Raw genomic sequence first — 26,427 nt, forward strand, 5'->3', positions numbered from 1 at the left:
AACGGCGTCGCCATCGTCATAGGTTCCGAGGCAGAAGATCCGACTCGGATCTTATCGGAACCGCCGGCCGTGCCTCGCCAACGACGGGCTGATCCTTGGTCTCGAACGTGTCGGCCGACCTGATTTGATCGCCGAAGTCCAGGCCGGTCCGCCGTTCGATCTCGGTGATGGCAACCCGCCATTGCGAGACGTCGACAAAGGCCGGGGGCTTCGGCGGAATTCCTCCCTTGCGCTGCTCGGACAGCAATTGACGCTGATCGACGATGAGCCCAACGGATTTCACGCCATTCTTGCCCTTCCAGGCGATTACCTTGAAGAACGAGGACGGAATCTGGATGTCGTCAGCCCAAAGATCGGCCTTGTCGTCGAAAATCGGTCCCTGGAAGACGCAGATGCGGTTCGCGGTCTCTCTTCCGAAATCGCTCCGTTTTCGAGGACGTATTGCTCGGCGCCCTGCCAGAATTTAGTGCTTTCGTTGAAGCGAAAGTGCTGCGGAGTGCAGTTGGTGAAATGATAGGTGTCGGCATTGGCGCGCTCGGCTTGATCCTTGCTTCCCCAGTCCGGGTCCATGCGGCGGGTCAAATGGCCCCTGTCGAAAAGATTGGACCAGCCCGAATAGAAGGTCTGGTCGATGAAGAAACTCGCGCTGATGCGCGGGTCGCCGTACCAGGTCTCCCCTTCGGCGCCATCGGTAGCCTCGCCCGTAGAGCGATCCACGTTCAGGAAACTCTTGCCGTCGATATTCGTGGCCGTGAAGAGAGCCATCTTCTTGGCCTTGTTCATCTTGATGCTGAAGTGCTCGTACTTCAGTTCGCCGGCCTCCGCGTCCGGTTCGCCGGCCCTGAGGGGAACGACCTGCTTCGCCAGCTTGCCGACCGGCGTGGGTAACGGAAACGTCACGCCGTGCACGAACCGCGGGTCGTAGCCGTCGCGGTTGGAATAGTCCTGGTCGACCGATATCTTTTCCGCCGCGCGCGTGAGCGTCTTCTGCGGCGCGGGCGTTACTGGAGCGGCGGTCGCGTAGCCTCCCCCTACCCGGACGCTCACCTCGATCGGAATCGTCACCTTGATCTCGTTTCCACCGACTTCGCTGGCCATGACGCCCTCCTCCCCGATCACCAGACTCTCTTGTGCATCCGCGGACGGATGGGGCGGCGAGAGTCGCTTTCCGCCTGTCTGCGCGAGAGCCGTCTTCGACAGATCGAGCGCGGCCCGCAACAGGTCGCGCCGCTCCCCGTCGAGGCTCGCGAGCCTTTCCGAGAGATGTCGATAGATGGCGCTGATCCGTACGCCCTCGTTAACGTTCGTCGGAATGGGATTGCCGTTCTCGTCCTTACGTTCGAGGAACGGCTCGCCGAAGTGATGCAGCGCGACCAACTCCCACGCATCGTTGAAGACCGCCGCGCCCGACGAACCGTGATCGGTGTCGGTCTCGTACAGAAGCGTAAGCTCCGTCCGATACTGCAAAATGTTGTTCCGGATGGCGATCATCTTCGGCAGACCATTCGGATGCTGCACGATGTTCATGTTCATGCCGATCACATGCTTGTCGGGCCGATCGGACAGGACACAATATCGGAAGTCGCCAGGATCGCCATCGCCGGCCACTCTGTGCCCGAGCGCGACGAGAGCGTAGTCCAATTCCTCCTGCTGCGAGAACAGGGCGAAACGGTCGGGCGCCAAACGGAAGACAGTGGTGGGCCGCATCGATCCGTCTTCACCCATTTCACGGTCGAAAGTGATCTGGGCCGAAAGCGCAGCCGCTTCGTCCTGGATCACGTGCTGGTTCGTCATGAAGAGCGTAGGGCTTATCAGAAAGCCGGAGCCGGCCGTCCATTTACCTCCACCCGTCGCTTCGACGAATGCGATCGCTCGCCGCGCCGTCGCGCCACCCGGCAGAAACCACGAAGCTTGCATGTCGTCGGGACCCTGCACGGCCTCGGCGCCTCGCGGCATCGTTTGTCGTGCGGCCCGCAAGCTGAACATCGCCATGCGCGTTCGGTCCGGCTCGGCTTGGCGCCACTGCTTGCCTTCTACGAGCTTGCGCACGCGATCGCGATCTTCGCGCGTCTGCTCGACGACATTACGAAATCGCGTCTGATCTATTTCCATAAGTCAGCCCCAATTGGAAGCACGTCGAGCGAACCGCGGGACGCGGCCGCGCCGCGCATGCCCCCGAACGTCCCGACATCACGCGAAGGTCACAAACCTCGGCAGCATGCCGCATCCGGCGGTCCACCAGAGATCGCGCGGAAAACCAGCCGTCAATTCGCTCGAAGGCTCGCGATGTCATGAAAGCGCCGCCCTCGCCGGGTGCCGCGACAGGTCCTGCCCCGCAAAAATTCCGATCTAAAATTCATATGCAATCTTTGATTGCTGATCGTACATAGATCGCGTGCGCGGTCAAGCTCGCTCGACAGAATCTAAGAGACAAACGCTAGGTCTGTTGACCAGCGAACTCGGGGCGTCTGTAATCGCAGGTCGTATTCCTTCACCGTCCGAACCGGACGCTAATCGCTGAAGGAGGCAAAAATTCCAGAGAGGACCGGTCAGCCGAACTACTGCCGAAGCGAGCCTAGCTCGATCGCCTTCCGACATTGGCACTTCATTGGCCGTTAGGATACTCTGCTCGGTTCATTCCGTACCAACTTAAGTATGATTCAACGCAACCGCCGTTCGCCCGCTTCCGGCATCGACGAAATCGAAGGGTCCCGCTATAGCTGCTCTAACCTAAGTTGCGGCGCAAGAGGATCGCCGGCACGGCGGGGTTTGAGGGGGATCGCAGGTGACAACGTTGACATGGGAGGACTTTTGCGACCATGCGATGGCGGTGGCAGGAGTTCCTCTTAGCGCGAGGAATGTGGGACGCGCAGGCGGCCTGAACGAGGGACAGGTTGGCATCGTCTCCGCAACGGTCGATAGATCTCTTTTCGTCATCGCCGGCCCGGGCAGCGGAAAGACCACCGCATCGGCTCTGCGGATCCTGAAGCTCATCTACGTAGACGGCCTCGATCCCCTCGAAATCGTCGCCACGACCTTCACGCGTCGAGCCGCCGCGGTCCTGCGGAGCAGAATTATCGAGTGGGGCGAGAACATACGCGCCCGCGTCCTGCGCTCGCGCCGCGCTGCGCCCCCTCGCTTCGAGAGGCTGGATTTCAACCAGCTGCGGGTCGGGACGATCGACAGCATCGCTCAGGACCTCCTCAATGAATTTAGGGCCGCAGGAGCGCCTCGACCGACGCCGGTGGATACGCACGTATTCGCCGCTCTGATGATGGCTGAGGGCGTCCGCCCGACGGCCGCGGCAAGGTCGAGGAGGCTATGCGCGTTTCTCGAGACGCTGGGATTCAATACCTACGGCGGCATGCTCGGCCTCGGCGGTCGTGCCGCCGCCCTCGTCGAAATCCGCGAACGTCTCATCAACGATCGCGTCGACCGCGCCGCGCTTCTGGCCGGCGCCGGCAGCGGCGCTGGCGACGTCAGCGTGGGTCTGTCGCGGGCGTTGGAAGCGATCGAGACGTTCGAGGCCGTCATGCGCGAGCGGGAGATCTTCGATTTCGCAGGTCTCAACGAATACTTCCTCCAGGCGCTCGGCTCCGGGCGGATGAACGAGTTCCTTGCGACTGTCCGGTTCGTCTTGGTCGACGAATATCAAGACACGAACTATCTGCAGGAGAGCATATATTTTGCGCTGGCCGCCGCGGCGCGCGACAATGGCGGATCGATCTGCGTCGTCGGCGACGACGACCAGTCGCTGTATCGCTTCCGCGGCGCCACCGTGGAGCTTTTCGCGGGCTTTCGCGGGCGTGCACGGGATCGTGTGAGGATCGAAGCAACCGAGATAGCACTGAATCTCAATTATCGATCGACGAGAAATATTGTGAACCTCGTGGACAGCTTCGTCCGCTCCGACGTGATTTTTCAGCAGGCGCGGGTTATCGGCAAGCCGGCGCTTCTGCACGGTTCTGCCAATGAAGGCGAGCTACCTCTCGTCGGCATGTTCGAGGATGGGGAGGAATTGCTCGCTTCGGAAGTTGCAGGCCTGATCGGCCGATTGGTCAACGGCGGCCGAATTCGGATTGCCGACGCCGAGGGGCGCCGACACGCGATCGCTCTCGACGCCGAACGCGGATCGGCCGGAGATATCGCGATCCTATTCGACTCGACATCCGAATACCGCGCAAGCGGCACTGAACGATTCCCGCGCCTTTTACGCGACGAACTCGAAGCACTCGATCCGCCGATCGGCGTCTTCAATCCCCGAGGCCAGCCGCTAAAGAAGCAGGTGGCCGTACGTAGGCTTCTTGGCTTGGCGCTGCTTTGTCTGGACCCCAACGGAGAGGTGTTGGGCTCGCAGAGAATAGGAGATCCGGTATTGCGCGAACTCCGCGGATGGCGCGACGACGCCAACGCCTTTCTCGTGTCGGGGCCGGCAAATCTGAGACGATTCGTCGACAACTGGCAGCGACGCCGAGCGACCCGGCCACTGCGAGGCAACACAAATGTCTCTTTGAGCGACTTGCTCTACAAACTGGTCACCTGGATTCCCGCTTTCCAGGACGACGTCGAGCATCTGGCTTGGTTGGAAGCCATCATGCGCGCCGTGTCGGCGGCCAGTCTCCTGCGCGGATTTCGGGGCGAACTCATTTTCGCGCCGGGCTCGCTCACTGACGAATTGGCGACGCGCAGCGTGGCCGACGCGATCTGGCGCGTGTTCGCTCCGATCGCCGACGATGTGATCGAGGTCGAGGAGGACTTGCTCGAGACATTGCCCCGCAACCGGGTCAACTTCATGACTATCCATCAGGCCAAGGGATTGGAGTTTCCGGTCACAATCGTCGACGTCGGTTCGGAACTCGGCGATGGAAGGGTCTCCAAGCCCTTCAAGCGCTATCCTACCGATCCCGATCGGGTCCATCGGATGGAAGATTTCTTCCGTCCATATTCGCAGATCCATCTGGGAAATCGGACCGGCCGGGATCGCGCATTCGATGACCTGACTAGGAAATATTTTGTCGCCTTCAGTCGCGCCCAGGACCTGCTGATCCTGGTCGGCCATTCCGTCGCTACGACGGGTGTGAGCCGTAGCAGAAAGCCGATGCAGAGCGTGGCCACCGGTTGGCGCCGCCCCTCATGCGCACCTGCCGATCTCTGGCCTTGGCGAGGCCTCTCGTTCCTCAGGAGGTTTCGATGAGCATCCGTCCGCACGGTGTCGAGCGCATCATCCCCGAGTACAGCCTCACGGGCGACTTGTTGGCGTTCCTGAAATGTGGACGCCAGTATCGTCTGTACAACAAGGCGGGCTTGCCTCCTTCCGTCCCGGTTCAACAGTGGTTCGGCGAATTCATTCACGGCCTGATGGAGGAGGCGTTTGCGCGGTGGAGGGCCGGCGACGCCCCCTGGGACGGCGGTTGGCCGTGGACGTGGGCGACGCACATCAGCCCGATCGAGCAGACGGTCTACCGCAGGCTGCTGTCGCGGGGGCTGCGTCCTCCGCCGCGCCTTCTGTATCTCGACTACGATAATCCGACTGAAAACGGCCGAGGCATCGCAAGTCGCCGGGCTGAAGCGGCCTTGAACACGTGGGGCGTCCATCTCTTTCCCCTCGTCGCCGAAGCCGAACTGCGCCTGATGGGATCCAGGGAGCTACCGCCCAATGCGCAAATGCGGGCCGTACGCTATTCTGTCACCGGAATAGTCGATGTCTTAAGCTCGGTCCAACTCCATCGCGCACCTCCGAGCAACGCCATTCTTCACCGTCTTCGCCAAAGCCCGGTCGTGCGTGCCGAGATGGAACGGAGCGATGCACCCTTCGAGATTATAGTGGACTACAAGGGCATGAGGCGCCCTCCAAGCGTGGGGAGCGACACGTGGCTCCACCAGGCGTGGCAGATACAGACTTATGCGTGGCTTCGGCATCGGCAAAATCCGGATGCGAGGGTGATCGCGGGCGTACTTCTATACCTGAACGAACTCTATCCCTCGCAGACCGACCTTCGCGATCTGCGTAGCGACGTGAGAGGGCACGCGACCGATGTTATGCCGGCCCAGGCCGATCGCGCATTCCTACTGGGCGAGCGCGAAAGCCCCGAGCAGGAAGGCGAAGAACTCGAGACCGGCCAGACGCGCGGCCTCAGCAAGCTCTTTCTCGAGGATCGCAGCTTTCGGCTTGTCGAGGTCACGCCCTCCTCCCTCGATGAGGCAACCGGTCGGTTCGACAGGGTCGTCGGAGACATCGAAGTGGCGGTCCAGGCTGAGATAACGCGGGGATCGACCCGTGCGCCCTGGCCCACGCAGCCGGAACAACGGACCTGCACGGCTTGCGACTTCAAATATCATTGTCCAGACGCGACGGGTCGAAACCGACTGCCCCAAGTCCCGTGATCCTTGCGAAAGCGTGGCGATAACTGCAGAGCATTTCTTCCGGAAGGCTAAGGAAACTGCACAACCAGAGCTTGACAGCGCGCGTTGCTTGTCCGATTAGCTAAGGGGGCGTCGGGGAAATTCGCCAATTCCGTCCGTGATTCCTTGGCTTCCCGTCTTTGCAGTAGGGAGTGGCTGCGGTCGCAGAAAGAATGGCAGTTTCTCGCACGAAAACGATCAACCGCCTCCGAAAACCGACGCTCGTCGTGACAACCTGCTCGGCGGGGAAGCGATGCACGCGTGCGCTTTCCGTCAGATCGTTGCCGCGCGGAACGCTCGAGCAGACCGCAGATGCCTGGATTGGACGGCTGAAGAGAGAGACCCAACTCAAGCCGGCGGCCGACCTCTACAAGGGGCGGGCTTTCCAGGTGGCCCGCAAGGCCTCGGAGCACGTTTCGGGAAGATTTGCCGTTCTTTCCGCCGGACTAGGTTACGTGAGGAGCGAAACGCCGATTCCGGCCTACGATCTGACAATCCGGCCGGTCGGCCCGGCCTCCGTCCTCCGCAAGATCAAGGGCGAAGTGAGCCCCGCGCGATGGTGGGCCGCCGTCTCGAAGGGACCCTTCTCCTCGACTCTGGTAACAGATGCGAAGGGCTGCTCGCAAGTTCTGGTGTGCCTTTCGCGCGCCTACGCCGCGATGATCGAGAAGGAGTTGATAACCGTTTCTCGAATCGACGGTCTTCGGCTCAGATTGTTCGGGCTGTCCATCAGCGATCATCTGTGCGACGCCCTCAAGCCATACGTGATGCCGTACGACGAACGGTTGGACAGGCTGGGGCGCCCAGGAACGCGGGTCGATTTTCCCCAGCGCGCCCTTCTCGATTTCGTGACGTACATTTCGCCGCAGTCCGACGGGAAGCTCGAAACCGACAAGAAGGCCGTCGCGGCGCGCCTCGCCCCTGTCGCCTTTCGCCGCCCCCGGGTCCAGAAGCGGGTTTCCGACGACGAGATCAGAAAGATGGTCACCCGCCTGATGCCGAAGATCGGACCCACGTCCAACATGGTGCTGAGGCATCTAAGAAATGTCGAAGGGGTGTCCTGCGAACAAGGGCGATTCTCTCGGATCTACAACGACGTGCGGCGAGGGCTCTCATGAAGGCGATTCCATGCGTGAACGTGCACGCCATCAGGACCCGCCAAGGCGGCACCGAAGTCTTTGCGTTCTTCGTTCCCGGATCGCGGATACTCGAAATGGCCGAGATCGCCCGGATCAAGCAGTCCACGGACAGTCAGATCGAGGGATTCCAGCGGCCCGAGATCCGCGCCCACGTCAAGGCAATAGCCGAATATCTGGCCGGCGGCGACGTTCTGTTTCCGAATGCCGTGATTCTCGCGATCGCCGGCGCAAAATTCAATCAGAAGAGGGGCACGAAGAACGAGACCGTCGACCAAGCCGGCGACGCCGGCGTGCTCTCGATTCCGGTGAGACCAGGAAGGAAGTCTGCTTGGATCGTGGACGGACAACAGCGCGCGCTGGCACTCGCCGAATCTGGCGGGTCAAATCTTCCAGTGCCGGTCATCGCGTTCGTCTCAAGTGACATAGCGGTTCACCGCGAGCAATTCATTCTCGTGAACAAGGCACGTCCCCTCGACAAGCGCCTCATCGACGAACTGTTGCCGACGGTGGGGACCGTCCTTCCGCGGGACCTGTCCGCACGCCGGGTTCCGAGCATACTGTGCGCCGCACTTGCCGATACGCCGGGCTCGCCTTTTTATCAACTCGTCAAGAGACCATCCCATTCGTCCCCTTTGGCTGTCGTTACCGATTCGACCCTGACCAATCTCATGCGCCGCAGCTTGCAGGATCCACGCGGCGCGCTTGCCGCGCACGTCGACACCGACGGGACTGCCGACACCGACGCGATGTATCGCCTTCTCGTCTCCTTCTGGTCGGCGGTTCGGGATGCGTTCCCCGGCGCGTGGGGTCTTCCGCCAGACCGGAGTAGGCTTATGCATGCCGCCGGCATCACAGCGATGGGCGTCCTCATGGATCAGATCATGACGCGTTACGGCAATTTCGGCGGCGACATTTTGGCGGTGAGGTCGGTACTCAGCCGCCTGGCTCCTTATTGCCGCTGGACCGAAGGAAGATGGGAGGCGCTGAACCGCGATTGGAACGACCTCCAATCGACACCCAAGGACCAACGCCTGCTCTCCAACTACCTGATCCAACTCGAGCGCGATATTTCCCGGGCTTCCGCCGCATGAAGTTCCTGTACTCCGATAGCCTCGATTTCGTGGATCCCGAATTCGACTTCGTCGCGGACCGTGCGGCCAAACGTCGGCGCGCGCACGCCGACGACGACTTCCCGCACGAGCACCTCGACACCCCGCCCTACGACGGGCTCCTGGTCTCCCGCGCGATCGTCGGGGACGCTACCGTTACCGGCAAGTATTCGGAGGCGCAGGCGATGCGCTTCCGCAGGGAAGGAGCGCGCGAATTCCTCCGCTACCCGCTTTCCAAATATCCCGGCAGCATGGTGATGGGGGACAACGGCGCCTTCACGTATCGCGACCGAAAGGATCCGCCCTATACCATCCATGACACCCTGGAATTCTACGAGGACGGCGGCTTCACGCACGGCTGCTCGATCGACCATCTGGTCTTCGATTTCCTTGAGGATGGGGCGAAGCCTTCAGCCGAGGCGAAGCGACGCGTGGACATTACGATCGAGAACGCGCGCCGATTTCTGCCGGCGTCGAAGGCTTTGGGCAGGAAGTTCACCCCGGTCGGCGTCATTCAGGGCTGGTCTGCGCGCAGCATGGCCGATTGTGCGACCGCGCTCGCCAAGATGGGTTACAGCTACCTCGCCGTCGGCGGCATGGTACCGTTGCGCATCGAGCAGATCGAGAAGGCGTTGGCGACGATCCGCCAATCTCTGCCGAGACGCGTCAAACTGCATCTTCTCGGTTTCGGCAAGACCGAGCACCTCGCAGCCGTGAGGAAATACGGCGTTGCAAGCTTCGACACCACGTCGCCGTTGCTGCGCGCCTTCAAGGACGGCAAGCGCAATTACTATGCCTTGGGGAAGAGCGGTGAACTCGCCTATTACACGGCGGTCCGGATCCCCCAGGCGATCGACAATGACAAGCTGCTGAGAAGGGCCCGCAGGGGTCGTCTCGACCAAGAAAATCTGCTCCGGCTTGAGGCGCGCGCGCTGGAAGGCGTTCGCAAGTTCGCCTCCCGAAGGATGAAGGTAGAATCCGCGGTGGACGCGGTCATCGAGTACGGCCGATACGCCCTCTGGGACGAGCGCGCGACCGATGCACGCAACGAGGCGAGGCTCGCCGAATTGCGAACGGCCTATCTGAAAACGCTGGGCGATCGGCCCTGGGAGCGCTGTCGCTGCCGCGTCTGTCGCGAAACCGGAGTGGAGGCACTGATCTTCCGTTCGTCCAATCGCAACAAGAGACGCGGCATTCACAACCTGCACGTCTTCTACGCGCACCTGACGGCAGACAGCAAACAAGTCCGGAAAAGAGAACGATGACCAAAGTACGTTTCGAGCCGACGATCTCACCGCGCCAGGGCAAGGGCCATCGGGTCATCTGCTTCTCCGCGACCCCACAGGAGATAACGAAGATCGCTCGCATCGAGCGGATCGGCCGCGACGCGAAAGGTCGTCTGAACGGATTCCAGCGGCCGCAGATCGCGTCCCATATCAGGGAGATAAGCGATTATTTGGGCCAGGACGACGCGATGCTGCCCAACGCGATCGTGCTCGCGTTCGCCAAGGGAGCCTCGGCCACACGCGACGGCGGTTTCGTCGTCGACACTTCCGACGGACCTCCGGGGTGGGTGGTCGACGGCCAGCAACGTCTCTGCGCGGCGCTGAGCTTGCCGGAGAGGAAATTCGAATTCCTCGTCTCTTCGTTCCTCTGCGACGACATGACTGAGCTCAACCGTCAATTCATTCTGGTCAACAATACGAGGCCGATCGCCAAGCCTCTTATCTACGAACTGCTGCCGGGGCTGGACGGATTGCCGCACCGTTTGTCCGATCGCGCTGGCGCCGCATTGTTGACGGAACGCCTTAACTTCGATCCGGACTCGTCGCTTCGCGGCCAGATCAACCAACAGACCCATCCTGAGGGCATCATCAAGGACACCCTTCTGCAGAGGCTATTGATGAATTCGCTGCAGCAGGGCGCGCTTCGTGGCTTCGAAAGCAACGGAGATCTGATGTCCGAGGGCGTCGAACTCGTCAGCAATTTTTTCGGGGCGGTGCAGAACACTTTCGCTAAGGATTGGAAGGATCATACGCCGAAGACGTCGCGTCTTGTGCACGGCGTCGGTCTGATCTCCCTCGGCTACGCGATGGACGAACTCGTCATCAGGAACAAGGCGAAATCGCAGCGACAGTTCGAGAACGGCCTGAAGTGTCTGGTCGGCAAGACCCATTGGTCCAGCGGCGAGTGGAATTTCGGAACCGAAAAGCGTTTGTGGCACGCCCTTCAGAACACGAAGGCCGACTATCGGCTGGTGTCGCACTATCTCGTGCGCCTCATCCGGCGCGCCAATTGAAGGCGGTAGGGATATGGGCCCCTACGCGATCAAGGAGATATTCCTCACGCTGCAAGGCGAGGGAATGCAGGCCGGGCGACCGGCGGTGTTTTGCCGCTTCTCCGGCTGCAATCTCTGGTCGGGACGCGAGCAGGATCGGCACGAGGCGGTCTGCCGCTTCTGCGACACGGATTTCGTGGGCATGGACGGCACGAAGGGAGGCCGGTATCGCGACGCACGAAGCCTCGCCGAGGCGATCGTCTCCGAATGGACCGCCGGCGAAGCTCATCGTCTCTGTGTCCTCACCGGGGGAGAACCCCTGCTGCAGGTTGACGACGAACTCGTGCGTGCGCTGCACAGCTTCGGCTTCCGTATCGCGATCGAGACGAATGGAACGCTGCCGGCCCCTGTCGGCATCGATTGGATCTGCGTCAGCCCCAAATCGAATGCCGAACTAGCGATCACCCGAGGACACGAACTCAAGCTCGTGTACCCGCAGACGGCAGCCCCGCCGGAACGCTTCGAGAGAATGGGCTTCGACAATTTTTTGCTTCAACCGATGGACGGCCCTGACGTGGTCGACCACACGCGGCAGGCTGTCGCGTACTGCCTGAACAATCCGAAGTGGCGGCTCAGCGTTCAAACCCACAAGCATCTTGGCATCCGATGAAGATATCACAAGCATTCAAGTTCGAAGCCGCGCACCGACTTCCGAGCGTCCCACAGACGCACCGTTGCCATCGGATGCACGGCCATTCCTATCGCATCGAGATCGTGTTGGACGGGCCTGTCGATCCGCATACCGGGTTCGTGGTGGATTTTTTCGACCTAGAGGCGGCGTTCGACCCTCTTCTTAAAGCACTCGACCACCACTGCTTGAACGACGTTCCGGGATTGGAGAATCCCACCGCGGAAAACATCGCCATCTGGATCTGGGACCGGACCAAACCACGCCTGGCGCAACTCGCCAGCGTCAGGGTCTATGAGACGACCGACTGTTGGGCGGAATACGACGGCCGCGATCGCTGACGTCGAGTACTTATTCACGGAGATCGCGATGAAGCAGTCCGCAATCGTTCTCTTCTCAGGCGGTCAGGATTCTACCACGTGTCTTGCCTGGGCGCTGTCGCGCTACGACCGTGTCGAGACGATCGGGTTCGGATACGGTCAGCGCCACGCGATCGAGATGGATTGCCGCGACGCGGTGATATCCGGCATCGCCGGTATCGACCCACGATGGGAGGCGAGGCTCGGGCGCGATCACGTCATCGACCTGGCCGTGCTCGGACAGGTGAGTACCAGTGCTCTGACTGCGGATCTGCCACTTTCGAAACGGCCGGACGGCCTTCCCTCCACTTTCGTTCCCGGCCGCAATTTGGTGTTCCTGACCTTCGCCGCGATCGCCGCCCACCAGCGCGGCCTCAAGCACGTCGTCACAGGCGTCTGCGAGACGGACTTCTCCGGGTATCCCGACTGCAGGGACGACACGGTGAAGGCACTGCAGGTGGCGATCAACCTGGGAATGGAGGCGCGCCTAGTGCTTGAGACGCCACTCATGTGGATCGACAAGGCCGCGACATGGAAGCTCGCGGAAAAACTGGGCGGTCGGGCGCTAGTCGATTTGATCGTCGAGGCGACCCACACCTGCTACCTGGGCGACCGCGTCAACCGCCACGACTGGGGTTACGGCTGCGGTAAATGCGACGCCTGTGGGTTGCGGCGCGAAGGATGGCGACGTTATATGGGCGCGGCGGTCGAGGTTTAGAGCGGCGATTTGCATGTTTGGTAAGGGAAAACCCAAGAATACGGGCTTCGGAGAGCTGCAGGCCAAACTTGACGGTTGGTCGATCCCTGACGACGCACTCGATCGCGTCCATGACGGCGCAAAGGCCAGTCTCGCCGAAGTGAAGGCGCTGACCGAATATGAGGACGGCAAGGCCTCGCGTCTGCTGACGATCATCGCATTCTTGAGCGCTCTGGTCGGAGCCGTCTTCACCCGCTTCGCGACGGACTATCCCTGGCCAGGCTTTGCAGGCTTCGACATCGATCGCCTTTCGGCGCTGACCATGGCGACCTATCTGACGTTTTTCGTCTACGTTATTCTGGTGACCACCTCCGTGATTATCATCCTCGGCGCGGTCAAGCCCAGTTTCAACATACCCGATAGTTGGAACGGATCGACGCCCGATCGGCCGCGGTCGACGCTGTTCTACAAGGGTATCCTTGACGTCACGGCTCCGACTTGGGGCGAGATGTTCAAGGGGCTGGGGAGCCCCAACGAAGGCAAGGACCTGAAGGCATTGTACGCCAAATGCTATATAGCGGAATCCTACCTGGTCGCCGAAAAGGTAGCGGTCAAACTTCGCCTCCTGAAGCCAGGTGTGGGCGCTCTGCAGGCCGCAATGTGGGTCTTGTTGGGGTTCTTCCTTCTGGCTGGCGCGAACGTGATCATGGTCAAATCCTCGAGCGCTGCCGCGCCCAAGGCGACGCCTTCAACCGCACCAGCCGTAAACCCACCGGCGCCCGGTCCGGCCCTGGGCAAGAAAGGGGGATGATCCGTTGAAGGCGCATCTCTTCACGGACGCCGACAATACACTCTGGGATACGGACCGGGTGTTCGCGGCCGCGCAATTGGACATGCTGCGGCAGATCGAGCGGCTTACCGGTCGCGACGCACCACAGGACGAGGATCAAGGATTGGCGTTTTTGCGGGACTTGGACCAGAAGATCGCGGCGACGCATCCGGATCATCTGCGCTATCCGCCGGCGTTGCTCGCGCAAGGTCTCTCGATGGTGCTTCAGGGGCGCGACGTAGAAGAAGCGGTCGCGCTAATCTCCGGACGAGCGGAGGTCCGACTGAACGACCACTTCGAGACAGCTCAGTCACGCTTCCTGGAGGCCATCCAGAGCCTTCCGGCGCTGCGGACGGGCGTTCGCGAAGGACTCATCGCCATCTCGAAAGCCGGAGTGCCGGTCACGATCGTGACCGAAGAGAAGGCCGAGAGGTGCCGCAGATTCGTTTCCGGACACGGCCTCGAACACCTGATCGGCGAGGTCGTCTCGGTGCGCAAGACTTCGCAAGCATATCTCGACCTCAAGCGGGGCGTCGGCTCGGCTCGCTGTTTTATGGTCGGTGACCAGGTCGACCGGGACATCCTGGCTGCGGCCGCCGCCGGCTTCTCGACGTTCTACTTCCCGGGCGGCTTTGTGCCGTACTGGAACGCGGACGTCGACGTAGGTGAAGCTAAGAGGATCGACCGGTACGACGCGATAGTTCCAGACATCCTTGCAGAGACGCGTCGGCTATTCCCGCCTCTGAAATAGGCCTGACCGTCGCGCATAGAAACGGTCTCATCAAGCCGGAAATCCCACACAGTTTCAGACACGCGCATCCGCCATTGCAGGCGATATCAGACCGAATGCGTCGTTCCTGCTGACGATCGTAATGTCACCATCGTCTCGGCTGATGGAAAAACTCGCCGTTCCTCGTAGTCTGCCGCGGGAAAGCAGGTGATTGCGTACTCTTCTTACAGACGCACACGTCGAGTTGGATGGCGAGCGCCACCGAGAGTGTGGGTCGAAGCTACGCCGCCAGGGGAGCGGACCTCTTGCTCGAGTCTATCGTCTCGCACTTTCGCATTCCTGTCGAGTTGAGATGAACGTTGCTACGATTACGCCCCCGATTGTCACGACGCAAACTCCGACCTCCGCCCTGTAACCATGGTCTTTGGCCAGTCTCACGAGCGCACCTAACTGCCTGGCTTTGGATTCCGCGTCCGTAAGGTTCGATCCGACGTCCAGTACCGACCGCGCCGCCAAATCATCGGTCTTTGCTTGCATCGAAAGAATATCAATAATCTTCGAAGTTTCGATCCTCGACCTTTGGATTAGATCGGAGCCGATCCTGCTCCTTCCACCGTTATCGGAAAGGCTGGACGCCTTCGACTTGGCCTCCGCGATCATCTCATCCTCAAGCGGGGAAATCACCGGATCACGGCCTCCCCCGCGTAGACTTTGGATACGGTCGAGGAGCACCGATCCGTATCCCCGAATCCCACTCAAGGCACCTTTGAAAGACGCTCCCAATTTCGTGTCGAGCAAAGCCGATGCTCTTCTTCGGAGCTCAGATCTCGCATCCGACGACGACATCGCTCCCTTGAGGTAGTCGTCAACGAATTGGACCGCGGCCGCTCTAATGCCGTCAGTCAGCAAATCGTCGCTCATCGCCGTCAATATTTCGTCGATCACCTTCCCGGATACGGTTTCCTTCACTAGCTCGGATATTACCGGTTCGATGATCTCGGGGACCTTTGCAACGTCGAGCGCAGTCGAGAGCATCTCTCGGAACGCACGCTGCTGGGACGAGCCGCCGCCTGGTCGTTTGAGATCGTCCCCTGGAGGGCCCCCTCCCCGCGCTGACTCTGCCCGAGGCCCCTCCAGAGCGGATCCGAACTCGGCCAGTTTGGACGTACTTGCCGCAGGCGGCGCGTTCAACGCGTCGGACTGACCACGTACGTCGAACTTGGCTGCGTTCGCCGCCGTTCTGCTCGCCATGCGCTCGTTCAGCCGCTCGTCGGAATTCAGGACCCTGGCCTTGAGTTCAGTGTCCCAAATACCAGAACCGGTGGGCGGGGACGGCGGTCGTGGTCCCGGAGGCCCGCCTCCGGGTCGCGGAGCACCCCAATCTCCCGGGGGCGGCGAAGTCCGGAAAAGGTGGTCGTCCTGCTGGGCCGCCCTATCCAGCATGACCTTCGCGAAATGTACGGACGCGCGGGAAACGGCTCGTTTGTATGAATTGTCTATAGCATCATGAGCGGACCGAAGTTCGACCCGCAGGGCGTTCAAACCGCTAGGCGCAGAGCCGTAGAAGGAGAACAGCAGGACCGCAACGAAGAAGGCACCGACGACGTCTATACCCTTCGATGCCATTTTCGAAAGTTGAGCCACCCTCGACGAGAGAAGCGGGAAGAAGATCAGGTTGAAGCCAAGAACCAATATGATCGCAAGGCGCGCCTTCAGAGCGAAGGACTTCACGCGCTCAATTATGTGTCCAGCCTCGAGGTTATCGTACCAAGCAGACACGGTGCTCAGCCGCGGTGAGAACTCCGTCAAGAAAAGATAGCAGCCGATCTGTAGCAACAGGAAACATGCCGAAACGGCGCCAGTCACCATGCAGTAGGTGGTGAGTTTCGATCCGACCTCGGCGAGGGCAGCGTTGCTACTGTGCTTTCGGCAGACTGCCCGGATCGCAAACACGGAGATAGCCGAGACGACCAATATCCCCAACGGCAATAATCCGACGAAAGAAAAGCCCGCGACAAACACAAGCCAGGCGGGGATCAGGATCACCGGAAGGACGAACAGCTGCGAGAATTCACGCAGACGAGTCGAAAAGCTCAAATTCGTCCCCTCCGCTCAGCAGGTGGCAGGCCTGCCGTAATTCAACCTTGCTAGCACAGTTTGGTGCGACCACTTCCTGTCTGAGCGAACTCCATCCATAAGCTCGCCCGTCCGCATTGCTCAGCTTCTGTACGGACCTGGTCTCGAAGTTAAGCTAAGAACATTCTCCACGGAGCCGGAAAATTTCGGCCCGGGACCATTTGTAGCGACGCGACCGCTTCGATGAGTGCGCGCGGGGATAGGTAAAAAGAGCTCTTGAACGCAACGAGTAATTGACAACGCCCGGAGCCGCCTAGCAATCCTTCAACATGTACCTTTAAGTTGTAGCACACCGAAGCGATTTTTGGAGTGGCATTACGGGTCCGATATCGCCTCAGCTCGAATTTATTCTGTACGGACCGGACGCCGGCTAGGTGTCACCCACCTACAATCTCAATGAAGCAGCGCATTTGGGACTGTTCCCGCTCACGCCGATCATCTGTTCTGCCGATTCTGCACGAGGTCATCGACCACGGCGGGATCAGCGAGGTGGTGCGGACCTCCAACGGGAGTGCCCGGCTAGACCAAATGTCGAAGAAGCAAAATCGCAATTGCGATTGCACGACGGTGGTCGCGCGCGTAAAACTTGAACCGGATGGCGCGCTTGGGCCGAGAACGAGCGCTGGGGGACACCTATGAAACAGCTAAGCGTCGAGTTGCAACACTGCTACGGCATAAAGACACTCAAAGAGCAGTTCGACTTCGGCTCAGGCAGCGCTTGCGCCATTTACGCGCCGAACGGCGCCATGAAATCCTCCCTGGCGAAAACCTTTCAAGACATCGCGGACGGCAAGGCGTCCGGAGACCGCGTGTTCCCCGAACGCCCATCCGCCCGGAAGGTCATCGACGAAACCGGCGCTGAGATCGCCCCGGAATGCATACTGGTCGTCCGCCCCTACGACGAGGTCTTCGGCCACACCGAGAGGACATCGACCCTTCTCGTCAATGCGGCACTTCGGGAGGAGTACGAAAAGCTTCACCTCGACATCGATGCCGCCAGGGATCGCTTGCTTGCGGCGCTGAAAGCGCAGTCCGGTACTAAGAAGGATATCGCAACGGAAATATCGCTCGCATTCACGCGCGAGGAACAGCAATTCTATCGAGCCCTGATAAGAATCAGGGACGAACTCGCCTCCCAAAAAGGACACCCGTTCGCGGAAATCAACTACGACATCATCTTCGACGAGAAGGTGCTGACCCTCCTCAACACGAAGGACGTCAAGACGGCGATCGAATCTTATATCAAGAAATACAACGAGTTGCTGGCCGCCTCGACGTATTTCAAAAAGGGTGTCTTCAACTATTACAATGCTTCCACTATCGCGAAGAGCCTCGCGGACAATGGCTTCTTCAAGGCGAAGCACTCAATCCGCCTGAACGCCGATAAGGCGATCGACATCACGGACGAGAAGGAGCTTGAAAAGCTTATCAAGGCCGAAAAAGACCAGATTTCCAGCGACAAGGATCTACGCAAGAAATTTGGCGACCTGGAGAAGCTCATCCAGCGCAACGCCACCGTGCGAGAGTTCGATGAATATGTCTCTAACAACGAACACATTCTGCCGGAGCTCTCCAATATCGATAAATTCCGGGAAGAGGTTTGGAAATCCTATCTGAAGGCCAACTGGGACGCATACGTCGATGTCGTCGACAAGTTTCAGGCTGCGGAAAAGCGCCGGGCCGAGATCGAGGCTCAAGCGGCGGCCGAGCGTACACAGTGGGAAGAGGTCATCGACGTCTTCAACAGCCGATTCTTCGTGCCGTTTAAGCTCGAAGCCAAGAACCGCCTTTCGGTGATGCTCGGGCAAGAGCCCATGCTCTCATTGGGGTTTCGCTTCGAGGATGGCAAAGATTCAGCAGAGGTGCAAAAGGAGTCGCTGGTTGAGGTCCTCAGCACCGGCGAAAAGAAGGCCCTCTATGTGCTCAACGTCATCTTCGAGATCCAGGCACGCCGCAAGTCGGGGCAGAAGACCCTGCTGGTGGTCGACGACATTGCAGACTCCTTCGACTACAAGAACAAATACGCCATCATCCAGTACCTGATGGAAATCGGCGAAGACGCGATTTTCACCCAACTCATTCTGACGCACAACTTCGACTTTTTCCGTACCATCAACAGCCGGCTGCTCGTTCCCTACTCGCAATGCTACATGGCGTCGAAGAGCGAGGCTGGTCTGCAGCTGGCACGCGCCTCCGGCATCCAGAACGTGTTCGTCCGCGACTGGAAGAAGGCGTTTTTCAATGATCCCACGAAGAGGATCGCGTCGATACCTTTCATGCGCAACCTCATTGAATATACCAAGGGCGAAGATGATCCCGATTACCTGCGCCTGACATCCCTGCTCCACTGCAAAGCGGACACGGCCTCGATAACCGAAGCCGATCTCGACAAAATATACATTGGCTTGTTTGGTGGCATGGGCGCATGGAAGAAGCCCGGCGACGCGGTGGTCACCTCGATCCAGGCGCAAGCGGCGCAATGTATCAAGGATGGCAGCAGCTCGAAGCTTGAAAACAAGATCGTGCTGTCCTTGGCCGCTCGTTTCTCGGCGGAGAGCTTCATGGTCAAGAAAATCAACGACCAGAAGAAGGTCGACGCCATCAAGGCGCTTCAGACCACCAAGCTCCTGTCGCTTTATCAGGCCTGCAAGGACTGTGATGACGGCGCCGTGCGGGTCATTCAACGGGTCGTATTGATGACGCCGGAAAACATCCATTTGAATTCGTTCATGTACGAGCCCATTTTGGACATGTCCGACGATCATCTTCGCGCTCTCTATCAGGACGTTAGCAAGCTGAGTTGACGGAAGGCTCTGGTCCCCGTAGCTGGTGAGAACCATTAACAATGCATTATAGGTATATTACTATAATGCCGTGAATGATCTACTGCGCACGATCAAACCTACGGTTTTCGTGGGTTCGAGCAAGAAGGACCTGCGGGCTTTTCCCGCGGCTCTCCGAAGCGAGATCGGCCAGTCCCTTTTCGAAGCGCAGTTCGGTGAACACCTACGCAACGCGAAGCCCCCGAAGGGCTTCAGCGGGTTTTAGAGATTTGCGGCAGTTTTGACGGTGATACCTACCGAACCGTCTACACAACGCGTTTGGAGGGCGTCCTGTACGTCCTGCACGCATTCCAGAAAAAGTCCGCCAGCGGGGATTGCCACGCCGCAGAGACACATTGACCTGGTCCGGCAGCGCCTGCGCGACGCCGAGGCTATCCACAAGGCAACCAAGGGAGACCGATGATGAGCACGAAGAAGAAGCTGCCCGCCCATAGCCGGGGCTCCGGCAACATTTTCGCTGATCGCGGCCAGCCGAACGCCGAGGAACACCAGCTCAAGGCCGCACTCGTTGTTCAGCTGAAAAGGCTGATGGCGGAGCGGCAGATCACCCAGACCGAAGCCGCCAAGCTGGTCGAGGTGAAGCAGCCTGACCTGTCCAAGCTGCTTAGGGGGAATTTCAAGCTGGTTTCAGTGGAAAAGCTGCTGCGGATGCTGACAGCGTTCGATCAGGATGTCGAAATCACGGTAAAGCCGCATCGGAAGCGCGGCGAAGCGGGCCGGATCACGTTTATTCCGGCCTAGCGCAGGCTGAAAGGGAGGGTTCATGACATTCAAGGCGACCGCGGCTGGACCCGCACACCATCGAGGAGTTGAATCTGAAGGCCGAGCAAGCCTCACAGCAATCAATCGCAGGGCGAAGTTCTGGAGCTTGAGCTTGAAGAACTGCTGCGCGGCCGTTTTCCAACCGATACGTTTGAACCGGTTGGCAAAGGTGAGCTTGGCGCCGACGTTATCCAGCACAGGTCAACGGACCGATTGGCCAGCCCGCCGGCATCATCACTTTGCCGGCGAACCAAATCCTGGAGCGACGGATGGCTGGCTAAGTTACGTGACCAGCGCGCCGACCAAAGCCTGGCGGAGCGCGACCGCCTCCGGCAGCGCGGATGAGCCACCCAGACACCGCGCCGCTCCGGCGCGGACGTCGCTTTGATCATCTCCTAAGCGATGGCCGAAGCCCCATCGCACACAATGTTCGGAGTTGGAGGGAGGGAGCAAAAGTTTCGTTAGCTCCGCTCCGTAACACATGGCAAGTTGCGTCCGATTGGACTGAGACTTGGGCTCGGCATCGCCCAACATGGTCTCAGGACGCGTGGTTGCGACTACGAGTTCGCCCGACCCGTCGGCCAGCGCATAGGCTGAAATCAAAGGACCAGGCCTGGCACGCACTGGACGAAGGCCGTTCGGTCAATAGACCATGCCGAGTTCGGACAACGAAAATACTGTCGGCCTCCGTCCACGGGCGCGTGTCGGCCATAAGTCGAAATAGAACTGCGGCAAGAACACACTCAATGAACCTCGTAAGCCAACAGCACCTTTCCCGTTAGCGTTTTTGCGATCCAGAGATGACCAAGGTACGTGGTTATTTGAACCGACGTAAAAGGTACTAACTGACCATAAGGCGTTTCTTTGCCGCCCGGATCTATCCAATACAGTTTGACCGCTTCATTTGCATGATTGACGAAAACGCGCGTGACGGCATCCAGGCTGACTCGTGACGCGTTCAGTCCATCGGGATTGCTTGTAGTCGGCGTCGCTGAAATAACAACTTCATTTTCGCTCGTAGGAGACGAGGCGACCGGTTTTGCGACCTCCCGAATGACGGTCTCGCGGTGCAAGTCGAGAAACAGGTAAGTGACGAAAGATACCAAGACTACAAATTTGATTACCGCAAGGTAGAATGCCCAATCGCTAAAGTTGATGACCGTGACTTTAAGCCGTTGAGCAGCCTTCAAGATCTTTGAGTGCTTCTGCAACCTATTGCCATCCCACGTCTCACCAATGAATTGATTTGGCGGCACCCGTTCCAAATATCGAGAGAATCTTCCATCTTCTTCAAGGGCGCGGCTTGCTACATCGTAGCCGTGACGCGTCAGCGAGGGGCCCACGTCTGAAAAGTCATCCAAGTCTGTTCTGACAAACGGCATCAATTTCTGAAGGCCGACGGGAAGCACGCCTGGCCTGGATTCGGGAACCTCTGCGTTGATTGAGCACATCAGCCTGCCGGGCTGGGCGGCTGCGGGTTGCGACAACGTCATGTCCGTCACTCGCTTCATCAGAATATTGGTCGATCGCACATTTCTCGGCAGAATCCACCAATTGTCCCGCTTGATGTCCCAGTTAAAGGATGCACCGGCATCACTAACGAGAATGCATTCGACGTCGAGGGACCCTTCTTCGCAAAGGCGACCTGGGAGTTCGCTGCCGAAGTTATCGAAGATACCGCCGTCGATGAGATACTCGGGTTCTCGGGGAAGCTTACCCCGGTGACCTATGCTCAGCATTTCGGTCGCGATCGCAACCGGAGGAAAGAGAGGTGGAAAGGCTGACGATGCAGCTACCGCCCTGGCTAGCGGCAGCGCGCTCCCATCCAGCGGCTCCCGATCTCTCTCAGGATCCCAAAGATGCAGGCCCTCTCGGGAGAACGAACACAGCTCGCCGGTCGTCAAACTCGTCGTCAGCAAATGCAACTCTGGACGAGCGTTCGGCTCAGGTCCTCCCAAATCCGCGAGAGCCGTCGCAGGCTTCAGAAATTTGGCGTACTCCCGCTCCAGATATCGTGTCAGTCCGAAGTGATAAAAAAGCGAATCAAGTGGCCAAGTCAGGAGCCACCGACGAAGTGCATTTCCTCTAATATCTTGCTTGGCGAGGGAGATAAATGCCTTCCGGATCTCGACGAACTGTTCATCCGAACCGGTGTAGGCGCCCCAGTTCGCGACCAAATGGGCAGCAAGAATGCTGCCACCAGACACTGAGAAGATGTGTGACACTCGACCGAGCAGTTGAGCATCACGAAGCAGGCGAACGACGCCAAAGTGAAAAAAGGTAGCCCGAAGGCCACCCCCGGAGAGGCAAAGCGCGATATTCTTCATCTCAAACACACGTTAAGCAATAGTGAGATCCCGGCATATTCTGCAGGTCGGCCTGCAGTCGCCGAATGAAATATTACTACCTTAGCGTGAGCCGCCGACCGGTCAAGCGGCACTTGGCACGTCGCTAGCGAGGGCTCTACGCGCCTCGCGCGCCGCGCCTTCGTCCGGGCTTCCGGTGAGGATCCCTCGCGCGGGCGATCAGCTGACATTTCTTGCTTAAACGAATCCGCTGGCGCGCCAAGAATGACGCGCGGTCGCCCTCCCATTAGATCATTCAATAAATGAGGGACATCTCCAATGATCCTGTTTTCCAAACGGGGAACGTTCGCGTCGCTCCGGCATACCTCCCGTGTGGCCTATCAGTGCGTGCGTTTTCTTCGGCACCCACTAACGACGCGGCCTGTTGCTCCGGCTCTTCGCTCCTACGCGGTTCGAATAAATTGAACGCGGCCTCGGCGAGAAGATGTAGCAAGCGGCAGTCACCGCAAAAAGCCGCGCGGCAAGCGAACGAGCAGCGCTGCGGAAGGGGTATATCCTCGCTCTTCAGCAGGACCGTCCCGCTGCCCAAGCGGTTTCAAGACAGCAAAGTAGGCGTGAAAGGTGAGCAAGACAAGGAAGTAAGGGAAAAGCACAATTCGCCCTTTCCCTCCCGAGCCGTGCTCGATTGCTCGTATAGCGGCAGTCGTGCAGCGGCTCGGTTGACCGAGGGCCAATTATGTCATGCGCCTAGCCGGGTATATACACGCACCCTGTATCCCAAGGGGGACAATCACAATCATCCAATTCGCCAGCCATCTCGGACAGCTTGTCGCTCCTTGAGTTTACGAATGTCTTGATCCCGGTCAACGTCTTCCGACTCAGCTTGGCGAATTGTCCTGACGATTTCAGGTGCTCATCGAGCTCGTCAGCCAACCCTGCCCCGTGCACGGCATGCAGAATTCTTCCCAAGCCACGCAGACCAAAATCGACATGAGTCCCTCCCGCGCGCGCAGGTTTGTCGGGCGCAGCCTTCTTCACCTTGCGAGCATTCACCGCCTTCGCTTTGCGGGCGTTCGCTTTACGCATTTTCTTCGCTTTAGCCACCACCATGCTTTTCCTCCTCCTCAAAATGGCTGTTTGAAAATCTTCAATGCCAAGAACTGCTGAACCGCGTTCGCTGCGCCCTGCTGTGCTCTTCCGCCCGACGCCGTAATGAGCGACCCCGCGTTGAGCGTGGTCCGCACGCCACCAAGTGACTTGGCCTCGCCCTTGTCGAGGTAGAGGCCCACGGTCAGTTGATGCGTGTCCTTCCGGGAGACGGTCACCGGGAAGGTGGCTTCGCTGACCTGCAGGTTCGGACCGGTCGGCGCAAACACAATCTTCGGCGTTGCACCACCCCCGATCTCCGTCGTGAACAGAAGCTGTTGCACCATGCTGGGCGGCCCATCCTTAATCGCGACAACCTCCTTGTTGAGCGCATCCAAGTTCTCGAACAGGCTCATCAAGGCAAACTCCTTGATCATTTTGGCGATGCCGACCTTGCCGGCAATTGGGTAGACGAAATTTTCGGTCCGAACCAAATGCCCCGTGCAGTAGCTTTCGCTGGTTTTCTGGACGAGGTCGCCAAGGCTTGTCGGTGATGGTGAATGTCCACTCGTTCTGCCGCTGCCGGTCGAAGCTGGCAGTCAAGCCAAGCGTTACCAGGGACGTGATCGGCGTCGGTCGGACTAGGTTGGCCGTGGGATCGATGTTGTTAATCTCCAGGCCCGTCAGGTCGTAGTAGTAGGCGATGCCGGTGCCGTAGAGCAACTCGACCACAACACGGGCAAAACCCGTTAGCCGCGACGGGTCGAACGTTGTGATGGCTTCGGGATGGTCCCTGAGCCACAAGCCAATTCTATGGGAATGATCATCCACCTTGCTCTTGTTTTCGTTGTTGGTCTCACTGGCCAAAAAACCAATCGTCGCGTCGATCACCGCCTGCCGGGCCTCGCAGCGCACTTGCCTGGCTATATTTGAAGCGGAGATATGCGCGTAATCGTCGGGGACCGGATTGATGGCGCAACCGCCAAGTCCCAGCAGAGCGACCGCAAACAGCCGTTTACTAGCTTGAAAAATCGACAAACTCATAGTGTCCCCCAATGAGCAATCGTGAAAATTATCAGCGCAACAAAAAGTCAGAGATCAATTCGTAGGTAAGGCAGCCGCTGCGTGAACGTACCGCGCGCTGCCGGCTAGCCTTCAGACCCCAACGGCCCCAGCGAGCGCCGGACTTCAGAATGCCCAGCTGTTTGGAGAAATCGAACGAATTACTCAACGCCACGCCGCACAACCCCGGGTCGAGCCTAACCTATGGACGCCTAGTCAAACAACCAGTAAGCGTGTCAGTATTCCGCAGATTTTCTGCAAAGAACAGCACCCTTGCGCATCGCCGCCAACATGTACGCATTGTATTTCAGGAGCGGCGGCGAAGCGGCGCTCAGTTTTCCAACCAACGCGTGCCGCGTTGGGGAAAACCGGCGATTGCGCCAGAGAGAGCCCTGGACCCTGGCGCGTCCCAAGAGGGCCGCGCTGCAAACCGGGAGTTTTTCAATGCCGAATAAGCATCTTGTCGTTGGCGTGGATTGGTACGGACCGTACGAACTAGAAAGAGCGCGCGAGGTTGCCAGGGACTATGGCAAGGGGGGACTCTATCTTTGTCTCGGCAAGCTCAAGGGCCAGCATCACGTAAAGATGCATTATGTCGGCAAGAGCAACAATGGTTTGGCCTCCCGCTTGCGGGATGACCACCACAAGCTCCGTGAGGTCCCTCGAGACCGGACGCTTTGGCTCGGGGTGGTCGGCACGGGCGGCGTGCCCGGCAAAAGGAAGCTCTTAACACCGCAGTCCCTGCATCTGGCCGAATGGGCCATCGCACACTTTCTCGATCTGCGCCTCAACGACAGCCTTCGGCTCAAGCGCCCGCCGGAGCCTGTGACGATACTCAGCCGGTGGTGGCGCGCCGATTATGAAACGCCGCACTATCATCGACCCCATCCCGCATGGCCCGACCTGATCGATTATTTGGGACCGGAATACCGCAGCCGGCTGGTTTGGTTCGGGCAGCGTCAGAGCGTCCTTCCTCCCGTCAGTCTTTGAGGCTGGGATGGCAATCTACCACCTGCACGTCAAGAACATCAGCAGGCGCGACGGGCGGTCGGCGGTCGCGGCGGCGGCCTACCGGGCGGATGAGACCTTGGCCAATGAATCCGAGGAGACGGACAGCGCCTTCGGCGGCCGACGGGACGTGTTGTTCACCGAGATCAGAATGCCTTCTGACGCACCGGCCTGGATGGCCGAGCGCGCCAAACTCTGGAACGCGGTCGAGGCCGCCGAGAGAAGCGAACGGACTCCCGCCTTGCCCAGGAGATTGAATTCGTGCTGCGAATTCGATCGTACGATCTGCACCGACATCGCGCGGCAGATGGCGGACGTCTATGTGACCCGCGGTCACATCCTCGACCTCGCCATCCACGAGATGGCCGAGGCAACAATCCGCACGTGCATCTCATGCTGAGCACCCGCGACGTAGCGCCGGAGAACTCCAATCGTCGTTGTAAATGGCAGCCTCTTCATTCTGCCAAGTCGCGTTGGCTGCAAGCCACCCAAAACGACAGCAGCGATCCGCAATCGCACTCCATGATATGGGAATCGGAGAAACTGCGATATGGAATATTACCGCTTACGAGTATTCGCGAGATTTACCGGGCTCACGCCAACCGGGCTTTCCTTTTCTTCAGTCAGCTCGTCGGCGAAGAGCAGCGCGCAAAGAGGGAACGACGAGATCCCAAGTAAGCCATCTCGCAGATCCTTGACGGTGTTATTCGTGTAGCCGAAGAAACCAAGCGGCACTAACGGAACAGCCTGATGGCGGCGACCTGTTTATGCGAAACTATGGAGGAAACGCCCAAAGACGGCTATGTGCCCGACGTAGCAATTCTCAACCGATGGAATATTGCTTTCACCGATGGCGAACTTCCTCCGGATTCCTCAAAGAACTGATCGCCATATTGAAGAGACAACGGCGCACTTATACATCGAAATGCGCTCGACATAGGTCAGACGAAACGCTCCGCGACTGTCCTGAAGGTTGTCCGACAATCCCATAAG

General features: G+C 59.3%; 24 protein-coding genes. 17 read left to right on the forward strand and 7 right to left on the reverse strand.

What is annotated here, in order from left to right; translation table 11 throughout:
* Positions 1 to 16: 16 nt before the first annotated feature.
* Both ACVILL_RS05425 and ACVILL_RS05430 read right to left on the reverse strand, forming a co-directional pair.
* Positions 17 to 394, reverse strand: coding sequence for a DNA/RNA non-specific endonuclease (locus ACVILL_RS05425; RefSeq protein WP_456734179.1), 378 nt, complete (start codon positions 392 to 394; stop codon positions 17 to 19).
* Positions 307 to 2,112, reverse strand: a complete 1,806-nt coding sequence (locus tag ACVILL_RS05430) for a DNA/RNA non-specific endonuclease (RefSeq protein WP_456728153.1) — start codon at positions 2,110 to 2,112, stop codon at positions 307 to 309. Before ACVILL_RS05430 ends, ACVILL_RS05425 begins: the two co-directional genes overlap by 88 nt.
* Positions 2,113 to 2,785: 673 nt before the next feature.
* Between ACVILL_RS05430 and ACVILL_RS05435 the strand changes: the two genes are divergently transcribed.
* From ACVILL_RS05435 to ACVILL_RS05485, 11 genes are all read left to right on the forward strand, one after another.
* Positions 2,786 to 5,194 carry a UvrD-helicase domain-containing protein gene (locus ACVILL_RS05435; protein WP_456728154.1) on the forward strand — a complete coding sequence of 803 codons (2,409 nt, stop codon included), beginning with the start codon at positions 2,786 to 2,788 and terminating at the stop codon, positions 5,192 to 5,194.
* A complete protein-coding gene (locus ACVILL_RS05440) occupies positions 5,191 to 6,384 on the forward strand; it encodes a hypothetical protein (protein WP_456728155.1) in 1,194 nt (397 codons plus the stop codon). Before ACVILL_RS05435 ends, ACVILL_RS05440 begins: the two co-directional genes overlap by 4 nt.
* A 191-nt stretch (positions 6,385 to 6,575) precedes the next feature.
* Positions 6,576 to 7,520, forward strand: a complete 945-nt coding sequence (locus ACVILL_RS05445) for a hypothetical protein (RefSeq protein ID WP_456728156.1) — start codon at positions 6,576 to 6,578, stop codon at positions 7,518 to 7,520.
* Positions 7,517 to 8,632 (forward strand): DGQHR domain-containing protein DpdB, encoded by a 1,116-nt coding sequence (dbpB, locus tag ACVILL_RS05450; protein WP_456728157.1) that lies wholly within the window; start codon positions 7,517 to 7,519, stop codon positions 8,630 to 8,632. Before ACVILL_RS05445 ends, dbpB (ACVILL_RS05450) begins: the two co-directional genes overlap by 4 nt.
* A complete protein-coding gene (dpdA, locus tag ACVILL_RS05455; protein WP_456728158.1) occupies positions 8,629 to 9,915 on the forward strand; it encodes a tRNA-guanine transglycosylase DpdA in 1,287 nt (428 codons plus the stop codon). The genes dbpB (ACVILL_RS05450) and dpdA overlap by 4 nt, the downstream gene beginning before the upstream one ends.
* Positions 9,912 to 10,949, forward strand: a complete 1,038-nt coding sequence (gene dbpB / locus ACVILL_RS05460; protein ID WP_456728159.1) for a DGQHR domain-containing protein DpdB — start codon at positions 9,912 to 9,914, stop codon at positions 10,947 to 10,949. The genes dpdA and dbpB (ACVILL_RS05460) overlap by 4 nt, the downstream gene beginning before the upstream one ends.
* A 13-nt stretch (positions 10,950 to 10,962) precedes the next feature.
* Positions 10,963 to 11,598, forward strand: coding sequence for a 7-carboxy-7-deazaguanine synthase (queE, locus tag ACVILL_RS05465; protein WP_456728160.1), 636 nt, complete (start codon positions 10,963 to 10,965; stop codon positions 11,596 to 11,598).
* Complete coding sequence (gene queD, locus ACVILL_RS05470; RefSeq protein WP_456728161.1) at positions 11,595 to 11,957, forward strand: 6-carboxytetrahydropterin synthase QueD; 363 nt, start codon at positions 11,595 to 11,597, stop codon at positions 11,955 to 11,957. The genes queE and queD overlap by 4 nt, the downstream gene beginning before the upstream one ends.
* Before the next feature lie 28 nt (positions 11,958 to 11,985).
* The gene (gene queC / locus ACVILL_RS05475) at positions 11,986 to 12,693 is read left to right on the forward strand and encodes a 7-cyano-7-deazaguanine synthase QueC (RefSeq protein ID WP_456728162.1); all 708 of its coding nucleotides are present in this window, start codon (positions 11,986 to 11,988) and stop codon (positions 12,691 to 12,693) included.
* Between the two features lie 13 nt (positions 12,694 to 12,706).
* Complete coding sequence (locus ACVILL_RS05480; protein ID WP_456728163.1) at positions 12,707 to 13,483, forward strand: hypothetical protein; 777 nt, start codon at positions 12,707 to 12,709, stop codon at positions 13,481 to 13,483.
* Between the two features lie 4 nt (positions 13,484 to 13,487).
* Positions 13,488 to 14,252: an HAD family hydrolase gene (locus ACVILL_RS05485; RefSeq protein WP_456728164.1), complete on the forward strand. Its 765-nt coding sequence runs from the start codon at positions 13,488 to 13,490 to the stop codon at positions 14,250 to 14,252.
* 294 nt (positions 14,253 to 14,546) lie between these two features.
* On the opposite strand, the gene ACVILL_RS05490 is transcribed toward ACVILL_RS05485, so the two are convergent.
* Positions 14,547 to 16,328 (reverse strand): hypothetical protein, encoded by a 1,782-nt coding sequence (locus ACVILL_RS05490; RefSeq protein ID WP_456728165.1) that lies wholly within the window; start codon positions 16,326 to 16,328, stop codon positions 14,547 to 14,549.
* Positions 16,329 to 17,002: 674 nt separating this feature from the next.
* Between ACVILL_RS05490 and ACVILL_RS05495 the strand changes: the two genes are divergently transcribed.
* From ACVILL_RS05495 to ACVILL_RS05510, 4 genes are all read left to right on the forward strand, one after another.
* The gene (locus ACVILL_RS05495; RefSeq protein ID WP_456728166.1) at positions 17,003 to 19,171 is read left to right on the forward strand and encodes a phage infection protein; all 2,169 of its coding nucleotides are present in this window, start codon (positions 17,003 to 17,005) and stop codon (positions 19,169 to 19,171) included.
* A gap of 246 nt (positions 19,172 to 19,417) precedes the next feature.
* Positions 19,418 to 19,549 carry a type II toxin-antitoxin system RelE/ParE family toxin gene (locus ACVILL_RS05500; protein WP_456734180.1) on the forward strand — a complete coding sequence of 44 codons (132 nt, stop codon included), beginning with the start codon at positions 19,418 to 19,420 and terminating at the stop codon, positions 19,547 to 19,549.
* A 60-nt stretch (positions 19,550 to 19,609) separates the two neighbouring features.
* Positions 19,610 to 19,951, forward strand: coding sequence for a helix-turn-helix domain-containing protein (locus tag ACVILL_RS05505; RefSeq protein WP_456728167.1), 342 nt, complete (start codon positions 19,610 to 19,612; stop codon positions 19,949 to 19,951).
* 144 nt (positions 19,952 to 20,095) lie between these two features.
* Positions 20,096 to 20,317 carry a hypothetical protein gene (locus tag ACVILL_RS05510; RefSeq protein ID WP_456734181.1) on the forward strand — a complete coding sequence of 74 codons (222 nt, stop codon included), beginning with the start codon at positions 20,096 to 20,098 and terminating at the stop codon, positions 20,315 to 20,317.
* 398 nt (positions 20,318 to 20,715) lie between these two features.
* Here ACVILL_RS05510 and ACVILL_RS05515 read toward each other — a convergent pair whose 3' ends face one another.
* The 4 genes from ACVILL_RS05515 to ACVILL_RS05530 form a co-directional block, all read right to left on the reverse strand.
* On the reverse strand, positions 20,716 to 22,299 hold the full coding sequence (locus ACVILL_RS05515; RefSeq protein WP_456728168.1) for a patatin-like phospholipase family protein: 1,584 nt from the start codon (positions 22,297 to 22,299) through the stop codon (positions 20,716 to 20,718).
* A gap of 726 nt (positions 22,300 to 23,025) precedes the next feature.
* The gene (locus ACVILL_RS05520) at positions 23,026 to 23,388 is read right to left on the reverse strand and encodes a hypothetical protein (RefSeq protein WP_456728169.1); all 363 of its coding nucleotides are present in this window, start codon (positions 23,386 to 23,388) and stop codon (positions 23,026 to 23,028) included.
* Positions 23,389 to 23,402: 14 nt separating this feature from the next.
* Entirely contained in the window at positions 23,403 to 23,780 is a 378-nt protein-coding gene (locus ACVILL_RS05525; RefSeq protein WP_456728170.1) for a hypothetical protein, read from the reverse strand.
* On the reverse strand, positions 23,728 to 24,408 hold the full coding sequence (locus tag ACVILL_RS05530; RefSeq protein ID WP_456728171.1) for a hypothetical protein: 681 nt from the start codon (positions 24,406 to 24,408) through the stop codon (positions 23,728 to 23,730). The genes ACVILL_RS05525 and ACVILL_RS05530 overlap by 53 nt, the downstream gene beginning before the upstream one ends.
* A 291-nt stretch (positions 24,409 to 24,699) precedes the next feature.
* Here ACVILL_RS05530 and ACVILL_RS05535 point away from each other — a divergent pair, with 291 nt between their 5' ends.
* Both ACVILL_RS05535 and ACVILL_RS05540 read left to right on the forward strand, forming a co-directional pair.
* Complete coding sequence (locus ACVILL_RS05535; protein ID WP_456728172.1) at positions 24,700 to 25,416, forward strand: hypothetical protein; 717 nt, start codon at positions 24,700 to 24,702, stop codon at positions 25,414 to 25,416.
* A gap of 7 nt (positions 25,417 to 25,423) precedes the next feature.
* Positions 25,424 to 25,834 (forward strand): MobA/MobL family protein, encoded by a 411-nt coding sequence (locus tag ACVILL_RS05540; protein WP_456728173.1) that lies wholly within the window; start codon positions 25,424 to 25,426, stop codon positions 25,832 to 25,834.
* The last annotated feature ends 593 nt before the right edge of the window (positions 25,835 to 26,427 follow it).

The organism is Bradyrhizobium sp. USDA 3364 (assembly GCF_054056355.1).